The organism is Streptococcus caprae (assembly GCF_042649745.1).
In the GTDB taxonomy this organism is placed as follows: domain Bacteria; phylum Bacillota; class Bacilli; order Lactobacillales; family Streptococcaceae; genus Streptococcus; species Streptococcus caprae.
This window is the reverse complement of record NZ_JBHRZV010000051.1, coordinates 1-23,703: the sequence shown is the minus strand read 5'-3', so window position 1 is coordinate 23,703 and position 23,703 is coordinate 1. Positions and strand designations below refer to the sequence as shown.

22 protein-coding genes and 2 pseudogenes are annotated in these 23,703 nt (G+C 43.0%); 6 read left to right on the top strand and 18 right to left on the bottom strand.

Going from position 1 to position 23,703, the window contains the following annotated elements:
• Nucleotides 1-25: 25 nt before the first annotated feature.
• From ACFORF_RS08755 to ACFORF_RS08685, 15 genes are all read right to left on the bottom strand, one after another.
• A complete protein-coding gene (locus tag ACFORF_RS08755; protein ID WP_380427390.1) occupies nucleotides 26-3,121 on the bottom strand; it encodes an SNF2-related protein in 3,096 nt (1,031 codons plus the stop codon).
• Nucleotides 3,122-3,344: 223 nt separating this feature from the next.
• The gene (gene brnQ / locus ACFORF_RS08750; RefSeq protein ID WP_380427388.1) at nucleotides 3,345-4,727 is read right to left on the bottom strand and encodes a branched-chain amino acid transport system II carrier protein; all 1,383 of its coding nucleotides are present in this window, start codon (nucleotides 4,725-4,727) and stop codon (nucleotides 3,345-3,347) included.
• Between the two features lie 118 nt (nucleotides 4,728-4,845).
• Nucleotides 4,846-5,616 carry an acetyl-CoA carboxylase carboxyl transferase subunit alpha gene (locus ACFORF_RS08745; protein ID WP_380427386.1) on the bottom strand — a complete coding sequence of 257 codons (771 nt, stop codon included), beginning with the start codon at nucleotides 5,614-5,616 and terminating at the stop codon, nucleotides 4,846-4,848.
• On the bottom strand, nucleotides 5,616-6,479 hold the full coding sequence (gene accD / locus ACFORF_RS08740; protein WP_380427384.1) for an acetyl-CoA carboxylase, carboxyltransferase subunit beta: 864 nt from the start codon (nucleotides 6,477-6,479) through the stop codon (nucleotides 5,616-5,618). The genes ACFORF_RS08745 and accD overlap by 1 nt, the downstream gene beginning before the upstream one ends.
• Before the next feature lie 5 nt (nucleotides 6,480-6,484).
• Nucleotides 6,485-7,855, bottom strand: coding sequence for an acetyl-CoA carboxylase biotin carboxylase subunit (locus ACFORF_RS08735; protein ID WP_380427634.1), 1,371 nt, complete (start codon nucleotides 7,853-7,855; stop codon nucleotides 6,485-6,487).
• 271 nt (nucleotides 7,856-8,126) lie between these two features.
• Nucleotides 8,127-8,552 (bottom strand): 3-hydroxyacyl-ACP dehydratase FabZ, encoded by a 426-nt coding sequence (gene fabZ, locus ACFORF_RS08730; protein WP_380427382.1) that lies wholly within the window; start codon nucleotides 8,550-8,552, stop codon nucleotides 8,127-8,129.
• Nucleotides 8,549-9,025 (bottom strand): acetyl-CoA carboxylase biotin carboxyl carrier protein, encoded by a 477-nt coding sequence (gene accB / locus ACFORF_RS08725; RefSeq protein ID WP_380427380.1) that lies wholly within the window; start codon nucleotides 9,023-9,025, stop codon nucleotides 8,549-8,551. The genes fabZ and accB overlap by 4 nt, the downstream gene beginning before the upstream one ends.
• A 3-nt stretch (nucleotides 9,026-9,028) precedes the next feature.
• Entirely contained in the window at nucleotides 9,029-10,255 is a 1,227-nt protein-coding gene (gene fabF / locus ACFORF_RS08720) for a beta-ketoacyl-ACP synthase II (protein ID WP_380427378.1), read from the bottom strand.
• 36 nt (nucleotides 10,256-10,291) lie between these two features.
• Nucleotides 10,292-11,026 carry a 3-oxoacyl-[acyl-carrier-protein] reductase gene (fabG, locus tag ACFORF_RS08715; protein WP_380427377.1) on the bottom strand — a complete coding sequence of 245 codons (735 nt, stop codon included), beginning with the start codon at nucleotides 11,024-11,026 and terminating at the stop codon, nucleotides 10,292-10,294.
• Nucleotides 11,027-11,962, bottom strand: a complete 936-nt coding sequence (fabD, locus tag ACFORF_RS08710; protein ID WP_380427375.1) for an ACP S-malonyltransferase — start codon at nucleotides 11,960-11,962, stop codon at nucleotides 11,027-11,029.
• Between the two features lie 19 nt (nucleotides 11,963-11,981).
• Entirely contained in the window at nucleotides 11,982-12,935 is a 954-nt protein-coding gene (gene fabK / locus ACFORF_RS08705) for an enoyl-[acyl-carrier-protein] reductase FabK (RefSeq protein WP_380427373.1), read from the bottom strand.
• Between the two features lie 105 nt (nucleotides 12,936-13,040).
• A complete protein-coding gene (locus ACFORF_RS08700; protein ID WP_380427371.1) occupies nucleotides 13,041-13,265 on the bottom strand; it encodes an acyl carrier protein in 225 nt (74 codons plus the stop codon).
• A gap of 60 nt (nucleotides 13,266-13,325) precedes the next feature.
• Nucleotides 13,326-14,300, bottom strand: a complete 975-nt coding sequence (locus tag ACFORF_RS08695; protein WP_380427369.1) for a beta-ketoacyl-ACP synthase III — start codon at nucleotides 14,298-14,300, stop codon at nucleotides 13,326-13,328.
• Nucleotide 14,301: 1 nt separating this feature from the next.
• Nucleotides 14,302-14,742 (bottom strand): fatty acid biosynthesis transcriptional regulator FabT, encoded by a 441-nt coding sequence (fabT, locus tag ACFORF_RS08690; RefSeq protein WP_380427368.1) that lies wholly within the window; start codon nucleotides 14,740-14,742, stop codon nucleotides 14,302-14,304.
• Nucleotides 14,743-14,889: 147 nt separating this feature from the next.
• Complete coding sequence (locus ACFORF_RS08685) at nucleotides 14,890-15,681, bottom strand: enoyl-CoA hydratase (protein WP_380427366.1); 792 nt, start codon at nucleotides 15,679-15,681, stop codon at nucleotides 14,890-14,892.
• 276 nt (nucleotides 15,682-15,957) lie between these two features.
• On the opposite strand from ACFORF_RS08685, the gene ACFORF_RS08680 reads away from it, so the two are divergent.
• From ACFORF_RS08680 to ACFORF_RS08670, 3 genes are all read left to right on the top strand, one after another.
• Complete coding sequence (locus ACFORF_RS08680) at nucleotides 15,958-17,313, top strand: aspartate kinase (protein ID WP_380427364.1); 1,356 nt, start codon at nucleotides 15,958-15,960, stop codon at nucleotides 17,311-17,313.
• Nucleotides 17,314-17,532: 219 nt separating this feature from the next.
• Nucleotides 17,533-18,249, top strand: a complete 717-nt coding sequence (locus ACFORF_RS08675; protein WP_380427632.1) for a plasmid mobilization protein — start codon at nucleotides 17,533-17,535, stop codon at nucleotides 18,247-18,249.
• 16 nt (nucleotides 18,250-18,265) lie between these two features.
• Nucleotides 18,266-18,418 carry a hypothetical protein gene (locus tag ACFORF_RS08670; protein WP_380427362.1) on the top strand — a complete coding sequence of 51 codons (153 nt, stop codon included), beginning with the start codon at nucleotides 18,266-18,268 and terminating at the stop codon, nucleotides 18,416-18,418.
• Between the two features lie 77 nt (nucleotides 18,419-18,495).
• On the opposite strand, the gene ACFORF_RS08665 is transcribed toward ACFORF_RS08670, so the two are convergent.
• Together ACFORF_RS08665 and ACFORF_RS08660 are read right to left on the bottom strand one after the other, a co-directional pair.
• Nucleotides 18,496-19,542 (bottom strand): LLM class flavin-dependent oxidoreductase, encoded by a 1,047-nt coding sequence (locus ACFORF_RS08665; protein ID WP_380427361.1) that lies wholly within the window; start codon nucleotides 19,540-19,542, stop codon nucleotides 18,496-18,498.
• A gap of 71 nt (nucleotides 19,543-19,613) precedes the next feature.
• Nucleotides 19,614-20,102 carry a TetR family transcriptional regulator gene (locus tag ACFORF_RS08660; protein ID WP_380427359.1) on the bottom strand — a complete coding sequence of 163 codons (489 nt, stop codon included), beginning with the start codon at nucleotides 20,100-20,102 and terminating at the stop codon, nucleotides 19,614-19,616.
• Nucleotides 20,103-20,250: 148 nt separating this feature from the next.
• On the opposite strand from ACFORF_RS08660, the gene ACFORF_RS08655 reads away from it, so the two are divergent.
• Nucleotides 20,251-20,895 (top strand): NAD(P)H-binding protein, encoded by a 645-nt coding sequence (locus ACFORF_RS08655; RefSeq protein ID WP_380427357.1) that lies wholly within the window; start codon nucleotides 20,251-20,253, stop codon nucleotides 20,893-20,895.
• A gap of 153 nt (nucleotides 20,896-21,048) precedes the next feature.
• Nucleotides 21,049-21,744 (top strand): annotated as a pseudogene (locus ACFORF_RS08650) (IS3 family transposase); the annotation flags it as partial.
• Between the two features lie 446 nt (nucleotides 21,745-22,190).
• Here ACFORF_RS08650 and ACFORF_RS08645 read toward each other — a convergent pair.
• Nucleotides 22,191-23,141: pseudogene (locus ACFORF_RS08645) on the bottom strand (IS30 family transposase).
• Nucleotides 23,142-23,225: 84 nt separating this feature from the next.
• Here ACFORF_RS08645 and ACFORF_RS08640 point away from each other — a divergent pair.
• Nucleotides 23,226-23,378, top strand: coding sequence for a type III toxin-antitoxin system ToxN/AbiQ family toxin (locus tag ACFORF_RS08640; RefSeq protein WP_380427355.1), 153 nt, complete (start codon nucleotides 23,226-23,228; stop codon nucleotides 23,376-23,378).
• Nucleotides 23,379-23,703: the final 325 nt, after the last annotated feature.

The window sequence follows — 23,703 nt, the reverse complement described above, 5'->3', positions numbered from 1 at the left end:
CGCTTTTTTGTCCAAAAACATCATCCTAATCATCTGTTAATCCTAGAATTTCTTTAATATCGTCAATACTTAGACTGGCTCTCGTTTCATTACCATCAAGTACTGTTGTCACTAAATTTTTCTTACTTTCTTGTAGCTCAAGAATTTTCTCTTCGATTGTTCCTTTGGTTATCAGACGGTAAACTTCAACATTTTCCTTTTGACCGATTCGATGGGCGCGACTGATAGCCTGCATTTCAACGGCAGGATTCCACCAAAGGTCGATGAGAACAACAGTATCTGCCCCTGTCAGGTTAAGCCCGACACCTCCTGCCTTAAGGGAGATAAGGAAGGTATCTCGACTGCCCTTATTAAAGGCACGAGTCATCTCCTGACGCTCATTGGCAGGGGTTGATCCAGTGATCTTATAAGACGTCATGTCTAAGTTGGCCAATTCGTCTTCAACAATGGCAAGCATGCCCGTAAACTGAGAAAAGATGAGGGCTCGGTGACCGTTTTCCTTGATCTGCAGCAAGAGCTGACGCAGACTCTCCAATTTTCCACTTGGTCCGTCATAATCCATAAAGAGATTTGGTGTATCACAGATTTGGCGTAGTCGGGTAATACCTGAAAGAATTTCAATCTTCCGTCGATTGAGTTCAGTGGAACTGGATTGGCGGATACTGTCCTGCATTTGTCGGAGCTGCGCTAAGTAAATAGCCTTTTGCTCCTCAGCTAATTCATTGGGGTAGGTCATTTCAATCAAATCTGGCAATTCAGGCAGAACATCCTCCTTCTTACGACGCAGAATGAAAGGCCTAATATAGCGGGCAACTGCCTCAGCGTCTAGTTTAAGAAAGTCCTTCTTACTAGGCAAAAGGCCAGGCAAGACAATCTGGAAGATAGACCAGATTTCTAAGAGCTTATTCTCTATCGGTGTCCCAGACAGGGCAAAGCAATGCTTAACATCAAACTCTCGAAGAGCCTGAGCAATCTTAGTCTGAGAATTTTTCATGACTTGGGCCTCGTCCAGTATCAGATAGTCATAAGAGTCTTGACTATAGAGTTCAAAATCCTGTCGAAACGAAGCGTAAGAAGTAATAACAACCTGATGCCGCTCTGCTATGAGCCTGTCCCTCTGATCCTTAAGCCCATAGGAAACCACCACATCAAGATCCGGACTGAACTTGGTAAACTCATCCTTCCAGTTATAAATTAAACTGGAGGGTGCCAAAATGAGAACCTTGGACTCTACTGTTAGCTTGGCAGTCAGAAAAGCAATGGTTTGGAGGGTTTTGCCCAACCCCATATCATCAGCTAAGATTCCCCCAAAGCCATAGTGATCCAGCATGGATAGCCACTTAATCCCCGTCGTTTGATAGTCACGTAAGGTCGCTTGAACCGTAACCTCTCCCATGTCAAAGGATTCAGGATGCGCCAAATCATAGACGAGCTGCTCAAAATCCTGTGAGAACTCAATCTCTTCTAGTGACGATAAGGCCTCTGAAACTTGATAAACAGCCAGCTGACTAAGGTTAAGGTGGCCATTAGCACTTCGTTTTGCCCTTAGATTTTGCAAGGTTTGTGAGACTTTTTTTGTCTCATCATCAAAGACTAAAATTTGACCATTAGTCGAAACAAAATAGTCTTCATTTGCCAACAAGGCATCCAAGGCTTGATTAACGTCAGCTTCGGCGACTCCCGAAAAATCAAAGGAGACATCCAAGAGACCTCCCTGCCGAGTAACCGTAACCTTCGGATGAACTAAGCGATAGAGTTCCTGTAATTCTTCAGACAAAAGGACTTGTCCCAGTCGTTTGAGACGTTCGATATCATGATTGAAAAAATGATAGACAGCTTCCTCGCTATCAAAATGCCGACGTGAGGAAAAACCAAGTCCAAATCCGAGTTCACGCAAGGTCCGAATTATGGTCTCTTCCTTTTTAAAATGGCTTGTAAAAGGCAACTGATTGAGTTCTTCTCGACTAGAAACTTTTATGTTTCCATAATCAAAAATCATTTGCAAGCCTATTTCCTTTGGTCCATTTTGCTCTAGGAAAAAGGATACCTCAAACTCCTGAATATTAAAAACCTTAGGAGCATCAACGGGTCCAAGTTCTTTGAAATCTAACAAACTAGCTGCAAGCTTTGCCTGATCTTCCAAATCAAAGAGGACATGCTTGGCTAAGTCACTCCCAATGGGCAGAGAACGCAAAGCTTGCATAAGCTTGAATTGTTTTGAGCTAAGGTGATAAAAGGTATTCAAATACCAAAGAAAGTTCCCGCCATAAAAGGAGTGACAATTTTTTTCCGTCACAATTAATTCTAACTCACGTCGATGAACCAGAACTTTAAATGCAAACAGTTCATCTTTAGACTCCAATGATTTAAAGCGAACTTCCGAAAATCCTAGGTTGCCAATGGTCAAGTGAAAGTCATAGAGATGGCTGAGATAATTAACTCCCTCTTCAAAAAAGCCTGATGGCAAAGCCAGAAAACGGTGCTGTTCAGGAAGAAGATAACTCCAGTCAATCCTCTCTCCATCAGGAATTAATCGCCAGAGAAAGGAAATCAAAGCTTGACTAGCCTCATCAAACTGAAGAAAAGACACGGGTTCATAATAATTTTTTCCAATTTGTAAATAGGATTCTTTTCTTATGGTAGATAAAAAGGCCTTGATATCACGAACTACGTAAGACCTCGCATCTGGTAATCGGTTGATTTTCAAAGTCCACCAAATATCTCCAGAAAAAGGAGACAACTCACCAACTGCAGCAATTCGATAGCGTAAGTGGTCATCTTCATTGATGGCTAAGCCATCTAAAAATAAACTGCCAAAGGTGTGTTCCTTGCGCTCCACATTTACGTGAGCCTGCTCCTCTTCTAAACTCTGTCCAAGTTCCTGCCCTTCTGAAGTCTGCTTGAGGTAAGCCTCAACTGCCGCGAGGTGTTCACAGTATCCCTTCTTCGAGAAGAACTCGCAATCACAATCAATCTCTTCATCTATGGAGGAATAAGAAAGATTGTGACCTTCTACTTGAAACCTTAATGTCTGTCCATCTTGTTCTTTAAACTTAACCAGTCCAGACTCAAATAGGCCTATACCCTCATTTCGTACTCTACCAGGTATCAATCGACTCATCGCTTCTCCCATTCCAATTGGCTAACATACTGCTCATAACGTAAAATTTTTAACTCACTATCTATCCCCACAAGAAACTCCAACAAGGACACCGGAAGCCTTGAGAGATAAGAAATGACTCTCTGAAGCCATAATCAGTTTAAAAATCTTTATCTTTCCATTATACCACATCACAAACTAAAATTTTATGTTCTCCATAAGAAAAGCCGGGAAAGTTCCCAGCTTAGTTTTGTTTTCCTTTTAGGACATGACAGAGCATCCCGATGCCAAAGCCACAGAGGCTAAAACTAATCCAGCCCATGGCAAATTGTCCCATTGGGACGGCTTCAAAGAAAGACTGTACAACATTCGGTAACGTAAAGAGTCCTGTCATCTTTGACAAAGTCAGCAGTGCATCATAGAGTCCAGCCAGAGCTGTAAACCCGATGGTTATCTGATAGACAATTGGGTCTTTCCCAAACCACTTTTGACTCAATGCTAAGAAAATAATCGCAACAGTCAGTGGGTAAAGAAGATAGAGTACCGGGATCGACCACTTGATGATTTCAGACAAACCACCAAAGTATAAAACCATCGCAACCAAGGTGAAAATCGTAGCCCAGACTTGATGTGATAACCGAGGTAACAGTTTGTGGAAATATTCAGCACAGGCTGTAATCAATCCTGTTGCAGTCGTCAAACAGGCTAGGAAAATTACCAAGGCAAGGACAGCCTGACCGATAGTTCCCAGATAAAAACGTGAGGCTAAACTGAGCACCTGACCTCCGTCAACCGCTCCGCCATTTGACATAAAAACACCTTGCTTAAAGTCAAAAAGAGACTGTGAGGTCGCCCCAATACGGGCCACAAAAATATAAACCAGAGCCAAGAGAACAATCGCGACTACACCCGACTTGACAGATACACTAGCAATCTCTGTGTTCTTCTTAATCCCTAGTGTCTTAACCGAATTGATCACAACGATTGAGAAGGCCAGTGATGCCAGAGCATCCATGGTCCCATAACCTTGAATCAGCCCCGCAATCAGAGGGTGGTCTCCAAAGGCATCGCTAATCGCGCTACTAGCATTGTGGGCCTGACCAATACCATCAGCAGGATGAAGAAAAGATGCTACCACCAAGACTAAGAGAACTACTAACAGTGTTGGAGTTAAATATTTCCCAATTCGGTCTGCCATCTTACTCGGGCGAATGGCCAGCCAATAGGAAATCCCAAAGAAAACCAAAGCATACAAGAGCTTACCCATAAAGCTAGACCCGAAAATTGGCTCAATACCAATCGCATAGGAAGTTGCTCCCGTCCTAGGAATAGCAAAAAATGGACCAATCGAAAGATAAAGAGCCACTGAAAAAGCTATACTATACCATCTACCGACCGGACTAGAGATGCCTTGAGCATCTTCAGCCCCTGTGTATGCAATAGCGACCACCCCCAGTAAAGGAAGGGTCACAGCCGTCAAACAAAAGCCCAACACAGCCCACCAAATATTCTGACCTGAGTACAGACCAAGTAAAGCTGGATAAATGAGATTTCCTGCTCCAAAAAAGAGAGCAAACAACATCAGTCCCACGATGAGAAAGATAAGAAACGATTTTTTCTGGTTCATGAGTCCATCACTTTCAAATTGTTGATAATTGTCTAGACTATTTTACTCATTTTTCAATCAATGGTCAAGAAGCTTTTTCGAACACAAAAAGCCAACTCGAAAGTTGACTTGGCTAGTATTAATATTTTCTAAAGCGTTGGTAGCGTTTCTCCAACAAGTCTGATAGGTCTTGACCTTGCAAATTAGTCAGCTCTTTAACTAATTCTGACTTAATATTGGCGACGATTTCCGATGAGAAATAGCCGTGTTCAGGGATGACCTTATCGACCACACCCATCTTCAGCAATTCTCTAGCCGTGATTTTCATCAGTTCAGCTGCTTCAGTCGCCCGAGACCCATCTTTCCAAAGAATGGTGGCAAAGCCCTCAGGACTGAGGATGGCGTAAATTGTATGTTCTAACATCCAAACCTGATCTGCAACGCCCAGGGCCAAGGCACCTCCAGAACCACCTTCACCTATAATAATGGCAATGATGGGCACCTTCAAATCGCTCATTTCCAGAAGGTTACGAGCAATGGCTTCACCTTGACCACGTTCTTCCGCTCCAACACCTGGATAGGCACCAGCAGTATTGATGAATGTAATGACAGGGCGGTTAAATTTCTCAGCCTGCTTCATCAAACGCAGAGCTTTCCGATAGCCATCAGGGTTTGGCTGACCAAAGTTCCGCTTGAGGTTATCTTGTAGATTCTTCCCTTTTTGGATCCCGATAACTGTGACCGCTTGTCCATCAAGTTTAGCAAGACCACCGACAATGGCCCCATCATCAGCAAAATGACGGTCGCCATGGAGTTCCATAAAATCTTCAAAAATCAGATCAATATAATCCAGGGCCGTCAAGCGAGACTGGTCACGGGCTTCTTTTAAAACTCTTGATACATCGCTCATCAGACACCTCCATGGAAGGCAACGAGTTTCGCAATCGTATCCTTCATTTCTGTTCGTTTGACAATGGCATCGACAAAACCATGCTCCAGCAAGAACTCGGCCTTCTGGAAATCATCTGGCAGGTTCTCACGTACCGTAGTCTCAATCACACGTCGTCCAGCAAAACCAATCAAACTCTGTGGCTCTGCTATGATGACATCTCCCAGCATGGCAAAAGAGGCTGTAACACCACCAGTAGTTGGGTCCGTCAACACAGTCAGATAAAAGAGACCTGCATTTGAGTGACGTTTCACTGCTGCGGAGACCTTGGCCATCTGCATGAGGGACATAATCCCCTCCTGCATACGAGCTCCACCAGAAGCCGTGAAGATAACAACCGCCAACTTTTCTTCTGTCGCATATTCAAAGAGACGGGTCAATTTTTCACCAACAACGGTTCCCATGGACGCCATGATGAAATTGGAATCCATGATTGCCAGAGCCATCTTGACTCCATTCATCTCTGCCAGTCCTGTAATTACTGCCTCATCAAGGCCAGTTTTTTCACGAGTTTGGACCAACTTTGCCTTATAACCAGGAAACTTGAGCGGATCAGTCGTCTCAATACCTTTGAATAATTCCACAAAACTTCCCTCATCTACCGTAATCGCTAAGCGATCTTGGGCCGATATCCGGAAGTTATAGGAACACTTGGGACAAATTTTAATGACACCAAGGTCCTTTTTGTAAATCGTATGTTTGCAAGCTGGGCATTTGGCAAAGAGATCGTCTGGCACATCAGGTTGAGGCGCTTCTGTTTTTCTCACCACCGAACGATTGGGATTGATGCGAATATATTTATCCTTTTTACTAAATAAACCCATAGGCACTATTCCTTATCTTCTTGGTAGGCAGGGAGGAAGGTTTCCATCAAGAATGACGTATCGTAATCTCCCGCAATTACGTGGCTGTCCGAAATCAGATCCAATTGGAAGTCTACATTGGTAATCACACCACTAACCTCAAATTCGTAGAGTGCTCGTTGCATCTTCATCAGGGCATCAAAACGATTTTCCCCATGAACGATGACCTTGGCAATCATTGAATCGTAGTAAGGAGGGATGGTATAGTCTGGATAAACAGCTGAGTCTACACGAACTCCGACACCGCCAGCAGGCAGGAAGACTGATTCAATCTTACCTGGACTTGGTGCGAAATTAAAGGCAGGATTTTCAGCGTTAATCCGACACTCAATGGCATGGCCAGTGATGGAAATGTCTTCCTGACGGTAGGACAATTCTAAGCCACTTGCCACCTTGATTTGTTCTTTGACCAGGTCAACACCTGTCACAAATTCAGTCACAGGATGTTCGACTTGAATCCGTGTGTTCATTTCCATAAAGTAGAATTGGCCAGTCGACTCATCAACCAAAAACTCGATTGTCCCAGCATTTTCATACTGAACAGCTTGGGCCGCGCGGACTGCTGCCTGCCCCATCTCATCGCGAAGGGTTTGACCGATAGCCACTGACGGACTTTCTTCCAAAACCTTTTGGTTGTTACGTTGAAGGGAGCAATCCCGCTCTCCAAGGTGGATGATGTTGCCGTGACTATCGCCTAAGATCTGCACCTCAATGTGTCGGGCTGGGTAAACCACTTTTTCAATATACATGGCACCATTCCCAAAAGCAGCGAGTGCTTCTTGAGAGGCAGACTCAAAGGCAGCAACCAAGTCTGCTTTTTGAGTGACCTTACGAATCCCTTTTCCGCCACCACCGGCAGAAGCCTTAAGCATGACTGGATAGCCGATCTGCTCTGCTATTTCCAAAGCATCCTCAGCCGTGAAAACCTCACCATCAGAACCTGGAATAACAGGCACATTAGCCTTAATCATCTCCGCACGGGCGTTGATTTTATCCCCCATCTTATCCATGACTGTTCCTGAAGGACCGATGAATTTGATGTTCATCTCTTCACACATGGTCGCGAACTTGGAGTTTTCACTCAAAAAACCGAATCCTGGATGGATGGCCTGAGCCTTGGTTAAAATCGCAGCCGAAAGCACTGCATTCATGTTCAGGTAGGAATCTGTCGCCTTAGCAGGACCGATACAGATTGCCTCATCTGCCAAAAGGGCATGGAGGGAATCCTTGTCTGCCTCAGAATAAACTGCAACGGTTTCAATTCCTAATTCTCTGGCAGCACGGATAATCCGCACCGCAATTTCGCCTCGATTGGCAATCAAAATTTTCTTAAACATCATTTTTACAATCTTATTTTGAGCTCTTCAGCTAGTAGACTAGACTTCGGTTAGACCAGACTAAAACTCTTTCAAAATCAAAACCAAACGTCGTAAAGCTTTTTGCCGAACTGTTTAAGGTCAGGGTCAACTTGACCCGTCTGATTTTGATTTATAGTCGAATGAAGAACTTTGAGACAAGGCGTTGAGACGTAGACAGTACCAGGGTACTGCAAGTCGAAAATAACAATGTATCAAGGTTAATTCAAAAGACTATAGAGTGTGTATAATCTTATTGTCCAATCGCAAAGGTTAGGGTTCCACTGGCAGCCAGTTTACCATCAACTTCAGCCTTGGCTTCAACAACAGCAATCGTTCCACGGCGCTTCACAAACTTAGCCGTCATAATCAGCTGGTCCCCAGGGACAACTTGCTTTTTAAACTTGACCTTGTCCAAGCCAGCATAAAAGACAAGTTTACCCTTGTTTTCAGGCTTGGACAATTCTAAAACGCCTGCCGTTTGGGCCAAGGCTTCCATGATTAGAACACCAGGCATGACAGGATACTGAGGGAAATGGCCTTCAAAGAAAGGTTCATTGACTGTCACATTTTTAAGAGCAACAATCTCATCCTCAGAAACTTCCAGCACACGATCCACCAGTAAGAATGGGTAGCGGTGGGGAAGTGCTTCCTTAATCTGATTGATATCTATTGTCATTTGATGCGTACCAAACCTTTTCCATACTCAATCATGTCCTCATTGTTAACGAGGATTTCAGTAACCACACCATCACGTGGAGATGGTACTTCATTCATGACCTTCATTGCTTCAATAATCAAGAGGGTTTGTCCTTTCTTGACACTATCTCCGACAGCAACAAAGGCGGGTTTATCTGGAGATGGTGAAAGATAGGCTACACCGACCAGTGGACTTTCAACAACTTCTCCCTCTGCTTGTCCTGACTCAGTAGCTGTAGGAGCATCTGTAGCGATAGGAGCAGTTGCTTGGACAGCCGGTACTTCAGCTGATACAGGGGCTGGATGAGCAAAGTGTGGTACTGGTGGAAATTCTGGAGCTTGATGCTCATTTTTGGAGAATTTCAACTCATCTGTTCCATTTTTGTAAGAGAACTCACGGAGGCTTGATTGATCAAACTGAGCCAAGAGTTCTTTAATTTCAGAGATATTCACGGTTTAACCCTCCCAACGTTTAAAGGCCACAACAGCATTGTGCCCACCAAAACCAAAGGTGTTTGAAATCGCGTACTTAACGTCCGCTTCCTTACCTTGGCCGTAGATAACGTTAGCTTCAATATAGTCAGATAATTCTTGAGTTCCAGCTGTCATCGGAACATAGCTATGACGAATAGCCTCGATTGTGGCAATGGCCTCAACCGCACCTGCCGCTCCAAGAAGGTGACCTGTAAAGGACTTGGTTGAGGAAACAGGAACTTCCTTACCAAAGACTTGAACAATAGCTGCGCTCTCGCCCTTTTCATTTGCAGGGGTAGATGTTCCGTGAGCATTGACATAGCCAACTTCAGCTGGCTCAATTCCAGCTTCTGTCAAGGCCAATTTCATAGCCTTGATCGCGCCCAAACCTTCTGGATGTGGAGATGTCATGTGGTAGGCATCACAGGTATTTCCATAGCCTACAACTTCCGCTAAGATTGTAGCCCCACGCTCTTGAGCATGCTCCAAACTTTCAAGGACCAACATACCAGCACCTTCACCCATGATAAAGCCATTTCTGTCCTTATCAAAAGGAATAGATGAACGAGTTGGATCCTCAGTCGTAGACAAAGCTGTCAAGGCTTGGAAACCTGCAATCGCAAACTTAGTGATAGAGCTTTCTGAGCCACCAACCAACATGATATCTTGCAACCCAAATTTGATGGTACGGAAGGCTTCACCAATAGCATCATTTGAAGATGCACAAGCTGTGTTGACTGACTTACAGATACCGTTTGCTCCAAAACGCATGGCAACATTCCCTGAAGCCATGTTTGGCAAGGCTTTAGGAAGAGTCATTGGTTTCACACGCTTAGGACCCTTGGCATCCAAACGCAAGACCTGATCTTCAATTTCAAAAATACCACCGATACCAGTTGCTACGATAACACCAAAACGGTCCGTATCGATAGTTTTTGTATCCAAGCCAGCATTGGCAACTGCTTCTTCAGCCGCATAAAGGGCATACAGAGAATAGTCATCAAAACGGTTGGTATCTTTTTTGACGAAGTATTTATCGAATGGAAAATCTTTAATTTCCGCAGCATTGTGAACAGCATAATCTGTCGTATCAAATTTTGTAATTGGGCCAATCCCGATTTTACCATCGTGGAGGCTATTCCAAAATTCTTCTGGTGTGTTTCCGATTGGTGAGGTTACACCGTAACCTGTTACAACAACTCTAGTCATGTTTCTTCTCCTATTCTTAGGCTTATTAGAAGGTCATTATTGCATGGTCATACCGCCATCAATAGCGATAACTTGACCAGTAAGGTACTCTTGGGTCGCTAGGAAAGCTGTTACTTCAGCTACTTCTTCAGGCTGTCCCATCCGTTTCATTGGGACCTGAGCAACCATGGCATCTTTCATTTTATCTGGGATGGCATCCGTCATATCAGACTCGATAAAACCAGGCGCAATCGCATTAACACGGACACCTCGAGCAGCTACTTCACGGGCCACCGATTTGGTAAAGCCGTTCAAGCCAGCTTTGGATGCTGCGTAGTTAGCTTGTCCAACATTTCCAGTCAGACCGACCACGCTGGACATATTGATAATAGCACCTTGACGCGCTTTGGTCATCGGCTTTAAGACCGATTGTGTCATGTTAAAGGCTCCTGTCAAATTGATTTTTAGCACACGCTCAAAATCATCCTCAGTCATCTTTAACATGAGCTTATCATTGGTAATTCCAGCATTGTTAACCAGAACATCCACGCTTCCCAAGGCTTCGACGGCTTCATCGACCATCCGTTTAGCATCCGCATTATCAGACACATCGCCGGAAATCGCCACTACTTTAACCCCATAATCCTTGAACTGATCTAAGATATCTTGAGCAATAGCAGAGCGACCGTTGAGCACCACGTTGGCACCAAGGCTGGCAAACTTATGAGCAATAGCCAGGCCAATCCCACGCGTTGAGCCCGTGATAAAGACATTTTTTTGTGTCAATTCCATTTATTCCCGATCTCCTTTTTCTGCTAGAATCAAGTCCAGACCTGCCTGGTCTTCAACCTGGTATACTACCGCTTCTTTAGCAATTTTCTTCAAGAAGCCTGAGAGAACCTTCCCAGGACCGATTTCAACAAACTCAGTAACACCAGCTGAAAGCATGGTCTCGATAGAATCGTAAAAACGCACCGGCTCCTTGACCTGACGGGCCAAGAGTGACTTGATTTGATCAGCTGGCATAACGGTTGCCTCCGTATTTCCCACCAAAGGAATACGAAACTCTGCAAACTCAACCTTGTCCAACTCAGCAGCTAATTGTTGACTTGCTGGCTCCAGAAGGGCTGTATGGAAGGGACCTGATACTTTGAGGGGAATCAGTCGCTTACACCCTGCTTCTTTGAGCAATTCAACTGCATAGTTAACAGCCTCAACCTCACCACCGATGACAATCTGAGCTGGTGTATTGTAGTTGGCTGGTGTAACCACACCTTTGCTTGAAGCCTGCTGGCAGATTTCTTCAATGAGGGCTGGGTCTGTATTCATGACAGCAACCATCTTACCAGAACCAGCTGGTGCGGCTTCTTCCATAAATTGACCACGCTTGGCAATCAAGGCCACTGCAGTTTCAAAATCAAGGGCTCCAGCAGCGACAAGGGCTGAATATTCTCCTAAGGATAAGCCCGCAACCATGTCTGGTTGAATGCCGTTTTCTGCTAAGAGACGATAAATAGCTACTGAAGTCGTTAAAATTGCTGGCTGCGTGTAGCGAGTTTGGTTGAGCTTAGCCTCATCTTCATCAATCAGTTGACGCAAGTCATAACCCAAAATCTCAGAGGCCTGGTCAAAGGTCTCCTTGACAACCTCATATTTGGCATAGAGTTCACTCGCCATCCCAAGTTGCTGGGCACCTTGTCCCGCAAATAAAAAGGCAGTTTTTCCCATTATTTTTTCCTCGTTTATCTTAAGACCAACGTTTAGCTTGTTCAGCAATCACAGCCTTAGCACCTGAGTAGAGGTCTTCCAAGATTTCTGCACAGGTTTCTTCCTTAGAAACCAGACCAGCAATCTGACCTGCCATTACAGAACCGTTGACCACATCTCCATCAACAACAGCATTGCGGAGGGCACCTGCTCCAAGCTCTTCAATTTCTTCAGCAGACTTGCGACCCGCCAAGAAGTCCTTCTCAGCATTGGCATAGGCTGTAGACAATTTGTTTTTAATGGCACGAACCGGGTGACCAACTACTGAAGCTGACACAGTCGTATCAATATCTTTAGCTTTTAGAATTTTTTCCTTAAAGGCTGGGTGGGCATTAGATTCCTTGGCAACAACAAAGCGTGTCCCAACTTGGACTGCCTCAGCTCCCAACATAAAGATAGCTGCAACACCTTCACCATCAGCGACACCACCAGCTCCAATAACTGGAATATCAACTGCAGCGGCAACCTGACGGACGAGAGCCATGGTTGTCAATTTACCGATATGACCTCCAGCTTCCATCCCTTCAGCAACAACGGCATCCGCTCCAAGTTTTTCCATTCGTTTAGCCAAAGCGACTGATGGAACAACAGGGATTACCGTAATTCCTGCCTCATGGAAACGCTCCATGTATTTTCCAGGATTTCCAGCACCAGTTGTGACAACCTTGACTCCTTTTTCAATGACCAAATCTACAATATCATCCGCAAATGGAGAAAGGAGCATGATATTAACCCCAAAAGGCTTGTCCGTAATTGATTTTACTTTGTCAATATTGGCCTTTACAACTTCTTTAGGTGCGTTACCGCCCCCGATAATGCCCAACCCACCAGCATTGGAGACTGCACCTGCCAAGTCGCCATCAGCGACCCATGCCATTCCTCCTTGGAAAATTGGATATTTAATGCCTAGTAATTCTGTAATACGCGTTTTCATTTTAAATAACCTTCTAACTGCTAAATTTCATCTTCTGGAATTCTTTGATAATCAAAGTATATCTAGAAGAAGAGGGAGTGAGACATCGCCCACCCCACCATTTTCTTATTTAGTTTTTTCTTCTACGTAAGCAACCAAGTCGCCAACAGTGTTCAATCCATCTTCAGTTTCGATTTGGATGTCGAAAGCATCTTCGATTTCTGAGATAACTTGGAATACGTCCAATGAGTCAGCGTCTAACTCATCGAAAGTTGTTTCCAATTTTACTTCTTCAGCGTCCTTGCCGAGTTCTTCTACGATGATTTCTTGTACTTTTTCAAATACTGCCATGATGTTGTCTCCTTCAATAAAATAAATTTTTTATAGCTGTGCTTTTGCACAATCATATAACTAAAGTTTAACAATGAGGCTCCCCCATGTCAAGCCTCCACCAAATCCAGATAGAAGAACTGTCTGATTTCCATCCAATTTGATCGTTCCATCTTCCACGCATTCGGAAAGAAGGATGGGGATGCTCGCGGCACTAGTATTGCCATATCGCATCATATTAGCTGGGAATTTCTCCCGTGCTATCTTCATCTTACGAGCCATTTTATCCAAAATCCGGATATTAGCCTGGTGCAAGAAGAAATACTCTATCTCAGACTCGTCTATACCACTGTCATTCAGCAATTGCAGAATGTTTTGTGAGACGGTTTTGATGGCAAAATCAAAGACTGCTCGACCATCCATTTGCAAGGCATTTTCCTCTGGTTCTGCATATTGGGTAAATGGTGAACCAAAGGCTGCCTTGCCAGATGTCAAAACCTGCCGTGATCCGTCAGTGTTGAGGGACTCAGCTAGGAAGTGTTGCTCTGCAGAGGCTTCTAGTAGAACACCTCCAGCTCCATCTCCAAAGAGAACAGCCGTTGACCGATCTGACCAATCAAGAGTCTTTGAAAAAACCTCAGCTCCGATAACCAAACCTCGCTTATAAGCACCCGATCTGATAAATTTCTCTGCTGTTGATAGAGCAAAGACAAATCCACTGCAGGCAGCTGTTAGGTCAAAAGCAAAGGCCTTAGTTGCCCCAATTGCCGCTTGAACCTTAGCCGCTGTAGACGGCATCAGACTATCTGGCGTAATTGTCGCAAGCAGAATGAAGTCAAGCTCACTTGCCTCAAGCTTAGCCTTTTTCAACAAGCTTTTGGCCACCTGGATTGCCAAGTCACTGGTATTTTCGTCACGCGAAATTCGACGTTGGCGAATTCCAGTCCGAGTAGAAATCCATTCGTCGTTGGTGTCCATGATTTGTGCCAAATCATCATTGGTTACCACCTGTTCAGGAACATAGTGCGCCACCTGACTAATTTTTGCAAAAACCATGCTACATCAACTCCTCCAGGAAAGTATACAGGTTACTCAAACCGCGACCAAGGGTCTCAACCTCAGACTCGTCCATCCCTTCAGTGATATGCTTCACCATATTGCGATGGAATTTCCCGTGAAGTCTATCCAACAAGCGCCCCTTAGACGTTAGCGATAAATAGACGACACGTCTGTCTTGTTCCGACCGTGTACGTTCAATATAACCTTTTTTCTCAAGTTTGTTCAAGCTCGTTGTTACAGTGCCTAATGTCAACAATAACTCTCTAGCAATGTCACTCGGGGTAACGCGGTCACTTTTGCCAATAATTTCAATCGTGTGCATTTCTTTAAGGGATACATCTGAAAATTGACTAACCTTAAGACTATTCTCTTCAATGACCAAAATACGGTTAAAAATATCGACGAGATGATCATTAATTTGTTTGATGTCCAAAAACATTACCTCCTTTACAGCTTGATAAAACTTTGATAATCAAAATATATCAGATTCGATTTGAAAATGCAAGTATTTGCTGTCTCAAATTATTTGAAAAGAAAACTATGAACACAGCAAATGTCCTACATTTTTCCTTTATTACGACTTCATTTATTTCCCAGAAAAGTTCGGACGACGGCGCTCTGCATGGGCACGAACCCCTTCTTTAAAATCTTCCTTGAAAGCTAGTTCTTTCTGCAAACCGAGTTCAACCTTAGCATAGTCTTCCCAACCCACAAAATTAGCCTGCCAAACCATTTCCTTGATAGCACGGAAGGAATTAGGTGAAGACCGTTTCAGTTTTTTGATGAGTTGAGCAGTTGTCTTTTCTAATTTTTCAGATTCACAAACCTTATAGACAATACCATAGTCTTTGGCTTCTTCAGCCTTGAGTCCCTCACCGGTCATGGCTAACTGGGTTGCCCGTGTAGCTCCAATTGCCCGACTCATCAGGAATAAACCACCAGCATCTGGTGCCAATCCAACCCCAACAAAGGCTTGGATAAATTTAGTCTTCTCAGAAGCAACAACGAAATCTGCTGCAACTGCCATATTAGCTGCTGCGCCTGCAACTGCTCCATCAGTTGACATAATCACGACCTTTGGTAATTTTTTAAGGGCATAGGAAATATCATTGACCAGGTGAGCAATTTCAACTAGGGATTGAACATCATCCGCTTCAACAGCTCGTTGCATTTCAACCAGGTCTCCACCGACCGAAAAGACAGCACCTTGAGCAGTAATATTCAAAATCATGACAGACTCATCTGCCTTGACCAATTCAATAGCTTCTAAAATTTCCTTACAGATGGGAATGTTAAATCCATTGGATACTTCTGGGCGATTAAAAGATAAGGTTGCAACTCCGTCTTCTACCGTGAACAAAATATTTTCAAATGCCATAGTGACCTCCTCGATGACCTATTAGGCTGTTTTATCACCTTTATTATACCCGATAGTTTGATAATTGAAAAGTTAAAACATCAAAGTATTTTTCGAAAAACAGAATTCTTTCTCTATATTGCGCCACCCCAAAAAGCAAATAGGTCAATCATTTTTCCGCTGTCACAGCTCTGCTATTTCTTTCAAAAAATAAATTGTCATTCAATTCAAAAAATACTGACAGAATGACAGAATTTTGGTATAATTGCCTAAACTCAAGAAAAGGAAAACTAAACTATGAAGGTTATTAAATTTGGTGGAAGCTCTCTTGCCTCTGCCCAGCAACTCGAGAAAGTCCTCAATATTGTAAAATCTGACCCTGACCGTCGCTTTGTGGTCGTGTCTGCACCGGGTAAACGTAATTCAGAAGATACCAAGGTTACCGATGCCTTGATCAAGTATTACAAAACCTCTGCAGCCAACCAAGATGTCACAGGTATTCAAAACTGGATTATCACGCGCTTCCACGACATGATTAGCGAACTTGGTCTCTCTGAAAAATTGGCACAAAACATTGCTTTCGCCATTCAAGAACTGGCTAAAATTGAAATCGAAGGCAATGATTTTGCCTACGACGCCTTCCTAGCTGCAGGTGAAGATAACAACGCCAAACTCATTGCGGAGTATTTCCAAAAAAATGGTTTGACCGCTCGCTATGTCCATCCTAAACAGGCAGGAATCATCGTAACTGGTGAACCGGGTAACGCAAGCATCCTGCCATCTAGCTACGACAAATTGGAAGAACTACGCGATTCAGATGAAATCCTTGTCATCCCTGGTTTCTTTGGAGTAACTGCTCAAGGTCAAATTTGTACTTTCTCACGCGGTGGGTCTGACATTACCGGCTCTATCGTTGCAGCTGGTGTCAAGGCTGACCTTTACGAAAACTTCACTGACGTAGACGGTATCTTCGCTGCCCATCCAGGTGTGGTTAAAAACCCACATTCGATTACAGAATTGACCTACAAGGAAATGCGTGAACTGGCCTATGCTGGCTTCTCCGTCCTCCACGATGAAGCTCTCATCCCTGCCTACCGCGGTCGTGTTCCCTTGGTTATTAAAAACACCAACAACCCATCTCATCCAGGTACAAAGATTGTTACCAAACATAGCGGAGCTACCTTCCCTGTAGTCGGTATTTCAGGCGCTTCTGATTTTGTCAGCATCAACATGTCTAAGTACCTTATGAACAAGGAAGTTGGTTTCGGACGTAAAGTCTTGCAAATCTTAGAAGACCTCAACATCCGCTTCGAGCACATGCCAACAGGAATTGATGACATGTCCATCGTCCTCAAGGCTAAGCAATTAACGCCTATCAAGGAACAAGAAATCATTGACCAATTAACACGTAAATTAGAAGTTGACGAAGTGTCTATTGAAAAAGGACTGTCCATCATCATGATCGTCGGCGAAAACATGAAAAACCATATTGGAGTCATGGAAACCGCCGCCCGTGCCCTTTCTCAAAGCAATATCAACCTCGAAATGATTTCTCAAGGTTCAAGTGAGCTTTCCATCATGTTCGTTATCAAAACTGAGCAAGAAGAAGAGGCCGTTCGCTCCCTCTACCAAGCCTTCTTTGGAGAAAAATAAGCAAGATAAAACCAGAGTTTTCAGGAAAAAACTCTGGTTTTCAGACTGAAGACAAAGTCTCTAGGATTGATTTTCTAGAGGCTTTTCGTGTTTTTAGGAGTATAATAAAAGAAAACGCTTGTGAGGTCTTCTTATGTTTCACAAAGAAAAGCTAGACTACAATCGGAACCAGTATGGGTTGAACTCACTCGCTCAAAATATGCTTGTTCGATTTTGAAAATGGTTTATGAACCAGTCATTTATGAGTATTTGAGTGATGACGTTCGCAAGAAGCTCCCATATTTTTCACGACAATCAACTGGCGCTGGCGGTGGTAAAATTGATGAAGAGATTTTGCCTCAGAAGCCAAGTGATGTTTTGAAATTCAATAATCTTAGCGGTCGTTATCGTCCTGAAGTGTTCAAAGGGATTGTTGAGAAAGTTCATGATGAAAGTGAAAAACAATATGGGTTTGTTGATGAATCAAAATTCTCAAATGTTCAGATAAAATCTGAAGAACAGTATAATCAAAATCGCAAACGTGTATTACAAATAAGTATAACAAAAACGAAAACATTGAAAAACAAAGGTAAAACAATGGTAGAACAAAACACAAAGAATCTCAATATACGGTTATCTGAATCGGAGAAATCCGATTTAGAGAATCGTGCTGAGAATGTTGATATGAAGCTTTCTGAGTATATACGTTATATTCTTTTTAGCAATGAATCACGAAGTGAAACGAACGCTGAACAAAGTGAAGCAGAAGAAAAACAAGGTGATTCGTTAGTAATACAAATGTTACGCGATGAACTGAATAAAAAGAATGAAACTATTCGTTCTTTGATTGAATCAAATCAACAACAAAACGTTCTTTTGTTGAAATTTCAAAAGGAAAATCAAGAATTAAAGTTGATTGAACACGATAAAAAATCGTGGTGGCAGTTCTGGAAGTGAGGTAATAATAGAAATTTTGGATAAGATGATTGAATTGAATGCAAAGAATCCTGCTTTTCATCATGAATCGCTTGAGAGTTTTCAAGATGGCGAAGATGGTGATTCGGTTGAAGAATTGATAGATCTGATTGACAAGTGTGAAATAAAAAAAGAACGAGTTGGATATTGAACCGCACCCCATTCGTTAGATTGTCTGTCTAACTTTTGGGGTGCGGTTCACTTTTTGCGCTTTTTTACTGAATATTTTCAAATCCTTAATGCTTTTCTCACTTTTGGAGCTACGTCAGTCGCTAGGAGATCAATGGCCTTTTCAACCTTGGCTAGGGGCATGCCTCCCATGTCGAACTGCCCCATAAACCGTGTCTGACCTAACTGTTCATGTTGATAGAGGATTTTCTCGACCAACTCATCGCTACTACCGACCGCCAGCATGTATTCTGGTGCACTCTGCCGCTCCAAATCGGACATTTTGGTCTGTACAAAGTGGAAACCTCTTTCTTTGGCAAAGTATTCTTGATAGCGGTTATAAGGCAAAAGAAAATCTTTTCTCGTTTGATAACCTGTCTCTCCGACAAAACTATGACCTGTAATAGCGATTTGCAGTTGGTTAAGGTCGTGACCATATTGTTTGGCGACTGCCCAATAAAGGTCGGTCAGGGGTTTGAACTGGTCAACTGTACCGCCTAGGACACCGAGAGCCATTTTATAGCCTAAACGAGCGGCACGTTCAACAGATTCTGGGCTCCCACCAACACCAATCCAGGTCGGTAGTTTCTGTTGAACTGGTCGAGGGGCAATCGGAGCGTTTTTCAGGGCTGGGCGAAATTGTCCTTGCCAAGTGACCTTATCCTGTTCTTGAAGCTGGCTGAATAGCTCCAGCTTTTCTTCGAATAATTGATCATACTGGCGGACATCTGCCCCAAACAGCTTGAATGAGTCTAGGAAGGCTCCACGCCCTAAAAAGACCTCCGCTCTGCCATTTGCCAATAAATCAAGAGTCGCCATATCCTCGTAGAGACGGACGGGGTCAACGGTGCTGATAACGGACAGGGTGCTGGTCAGCTTGATACCCTTAGTCTCTCGAGCAATCGCTCCCAAAATCATGGCGTAGGAGGAAGTCACAAAATCCCCACGGTGGTGCTCGCCAATCCCAAAGACATCCAGACCGGCCTGGTCTGCCCATTTGCCCATCTGGATGATATTTTCAATCCGCCCTCTGCTACTGAGTCGCTGCCCATCAGCTAAGGGTATGCGTTCGCCCAAACTATAAACACCAAATTCAAAACTTGTCATAACTGAGTCTCATTTCTTTTTAATGATGCCCCTAGTCTAACAAAGGAAAAATCGAAAAACAACCAACAAAATCAGTCAAGTGTTGGATAGATGACGGGCAGTAAGTCATTTTTTAAGGACGAGAAATCAATTTTCCGTTTGTGACTATCTTGAATCAGATAGAAGAGGCTGGCGGACAAACTCTTGGCCAGCCAGTCCTTCTGATGAGGTGTTAAATTTAGGTCTGCTGTCCTCAGTTGAAAATTTAGAATAGTCTGCAAGTCGGTCTGCAACTGCTCCTGCACGAGAGGGATGAGAGAAGAGAACCCATAGCCCCAAGTTTCAGCGATGTCATCAATAAAGGACCGAGTTCCAACCAATAATTCCCAGACAAAATCTCTTCCAAAAGGGAAGGTGGCTGCAGGATGGTGACGCATAAAATCCTTCATTTGCTCTTGAAAAACCACCGTAGCCAGCTGATACTTGTCCTCAAAATGAGCGTAAAAGGTGCTACGATTGATGTTGGCTGTCTGGCAAATCAGTCGCACCGAAATTTTTTCAAACTCTTCGTGTTGCAACAAATTCAGAAATGTTTCCTTAATCTTGTCCTCAGCAGGAATAAACTACTTATCCATATTATCTTGACCAACAGATTCAGAAAATTGTTGGTTGTTTTCCTTTCTTGATTTCTCTATACTAGCATTATACAATAAGAAAGCGAGAAATGATATGAAACTAACCGTATTTGGTGCCAATGGTGCCATTGGCCAAGCTGTTGTCCGTGAAGCCGTCAAGGCTGGACATGAGGTCATTGCCGTCGCCCGCCGTCAGGGAACCTTGGACAAGTCGCCCGCCCAGCATAAAGCTTATGGCTTAATGACCGATGCCAACTTTGTCCGACAGCAAGTCGTTAATAGCGATGTCGTCATCTCAGCAGTCGGCCCCTCCTTAAACAGCAAGCGCCAGGATAAAACCACACCTGTCGCCGATGGCTTGGCTGTCTTGGTAGCTGTTATGGAAGAATGGCAGAGCAAACGCTTGATTATTAACGGCACGCCAACCTTAGCCGACCGCCACCGCGACAAAAATTCTCTAGTGACACTCGTTCCAAAAGTCATGGCTCGGCTCTTCCTACCAGCTGGCTACCGAGAAATGAAGAAAATGCAAGCTATCTTGGAGCAAACATCCGTTGACTGGACAGTCGTCCGTTTTCTCAACCCCAACCTCAAATCAGACGGCGTAGGTTACACCTACGCTTTCGGGGATAGTAAGGCAAAATTCAGTGTGTCACGGCAGAACATTGCTAAATTTATGGTGTATGACAGCTATAAATCCCAGTTCAGTCGCGAGATGCCGATTGTGTTTAATCGCTAGAACCCATCTCAAAACCATAAAAGACACCTGCTTCTGCCAATCCAGAAATAAGGTGTCTTTTTCATTTAAGACATTTGCTTGTAGGCGACAAGGGAGACGATTAGGGCGATAAAGACCGTCCACCTAAATCGTGGAAGATATTGCCATATCTGAACTGAAGGTAGAGGCACATATGGCTATCGTCGTATTCACTTGGAACTTCGCAATCGAGGCTTCTGTGTCAACCACAAGAAGGTACAACGTTTGATGACAGAGATGAAACTAGCTGCTCGTATTCGTCGGAAACGCAAGTATTCCTCTTACAAGGGCGAGGTAGGAAAGAAGGCTGACAACCTGATTCAACGTCAGTTTGAAGGAACTAAACCTTATGAGAAGTGCTATATAGATGTAACGGAGTTTGCTTTAACGGAGGGAAAAGTGTACCTATCCCCTGTTATGGATGGATATAATGGTGAAATTATTGACTTTACTTTATCTCGCTCACCGAACTTGAGACAGGTACATACCATGCTTGAAAAAGCCTTTCCAGTTAACCGTTACGAGGGAACCATTCTCCATAGCGACCAAGGATGGCAATATCAACACTGGTCTTATCATCACTTTTTGGAATCTAAAGGGATTTGTCCTTCGATGTCTCGTAAGGGGAACAGTCCTGATAATGGCATGATGGAATCCTTCTTTGGCATTCTCAAGTCCGAGATGTTTTATGGATTTGAGAATGCCTTCACATCACTAGAACAACTGGAACAAGCAATTAGCGATTATATTTTTTACTACAATAACAAACGAATCAAAACAAAATTAAAAGGACTTAGTCCTGTGCAATACAGAATTAAATCCTTTCAATAATATTTCTTGTCCAACTTTTGGGGGTCAGTACATATCCAACTCGTTCTTTTTTTTGTTAGTGTTGTTTTTTTAGTGTTTTGAAGAGTAAGTAAATTAAGAATCCGAGAATGCTAAATATTAAGAGGGAAACGATTATTGTTGTAATCATAATTATTATTTCTCCTTTCTAACCTAAATACTGAATTTATTAATTTGTTATCGCTTACATTGTAAAATTTTTGAGCTGGTATGTCAAATATAAAGGTTGATGTGTGAATTAATGATAAGTTTGATATTGGCAAATAAGAAAAAAATGGTAAGATTATATTAGATAAGGTGTTCTTCCACCTATTAAGCGAAGGTGATAAAGGAGCAGCTTTGGCTGTTCCTTTTTTGGGAAAGGATTATATGTTTGGTTTTTATAATATCGATATTGATTATCTAGAATTTTTACATAACCTCATTTGTCAAATTAAGCTAGACAATTTCACCTGACTCAGAAAAACTTGGTATGGCGTTTGGTAGTTCAAGGACTTCCTCGGGATTCGATTTCTCTTATCAGCTACAGCTGATAAGAATGTTTGAGAAAGTTCGCTGAAATCCATCTGCTTTGGAAGTCCATGGCGTCTCAATAAACCGTTAGAATGTTCATTTAGTCCGCGTTGACCGGGGCAACCAGGATCCGCAAAGAAAATGTCAATGTCCTGTTTGTTAGAAATTGACTTCCAATTCGAGAATTCCTTCCCACAATCAAAAGTGATGGACTTGAAGAGATTCTTAGGAAATCGGGACATCCATTGGTTTATAGCAGCTTCAATGTCACTGGCTTTTCGCCCTTTGGATTGAAGCACGATCATCGCTTTTGACTGCTTTTCAACTAGCGTGATAACAGCGCTTTTATGATTCTTTCCAACAATAGTATCTCCTTCAAGGTGACCAAATTCAGTTTCAAAGTTTGGATAAATGTTAGCGCGTTCCCGCAAATCTCTGCGAAAAGCTTGTTTTCCTCGCCTCTCTTTCATCCCATTTGGCTTTCGTTTGCCTTGCCAAGGCATAGCCTCTTTCTTGAAGATGCCGCGGTCAGCTAAGCGATAGAGAGTACGCATGGAACAAGGAATTTTATCAGGATGAGTTCCTTTTATCACATCGAGGCTCCAATCTGATGCTAGATAGGATTGAATAAACTCTTGTACTGGTTTGGTGAGTTGGGTCTTTTGCCGGCCACAATGCCTCTTGTTGGCTTTGTAGCGTTGATAATAGTCATAAGCTGAATGACCCGTTTTCAGAAAAGAGATAACATTATAAATGGTTTATCTCGCTCTTCCAAGTGACTTTGCAATAGCGCAAACTTTCTTACCTTCTTGGTAATAAGCCTCTATCATTACGAGTTCATTTGTGGTAAGATGAGTATAAGTCATTTATGTTAGTTCCTTTCAGACAAATGTGGTAGTTTATCTGAGCCTAACATAGATGGCTTTTTCTGTCTAGCTTAATTTTACAAATTGGGTAATATTGATTCAGAGGTAGAGTATTCTCAATTTTATAAAACATCAACACATAAAAAGTTGTTTTCAGGTGTTATTACTACAGTAGATGGACAAAAATATTTTATTGCTTTTGCGTCTGCTAAGAAAAGCCATGAAAATCAATCCTAGAGACTTTGTCTTCAGTCTGAAAACCAGAGCTAAGCACTCTGGTTTTTTGCATGATTTTTTAGTCTGTATGATAGAGTGAGAATCTGAAATAAAGCCCTACTCTACCAAAAACAAAGCTATGCGACGCTAGGATTCACCGTCTAATTCCATTAACCTGCCTTCTCTATTGGAGATTTTGAGTGAGTATCAGCTATTTTCTAAACAAAACACTTTGTCAACTTTCGAACGCTAAATTTCAAGTCTAAGTTAGGCATTTAGTAAAAATTGTCTAGGAGATAAATAGTTCAAACATTTCTTTGGATAGTTGTTAATCCAATTTTCGATG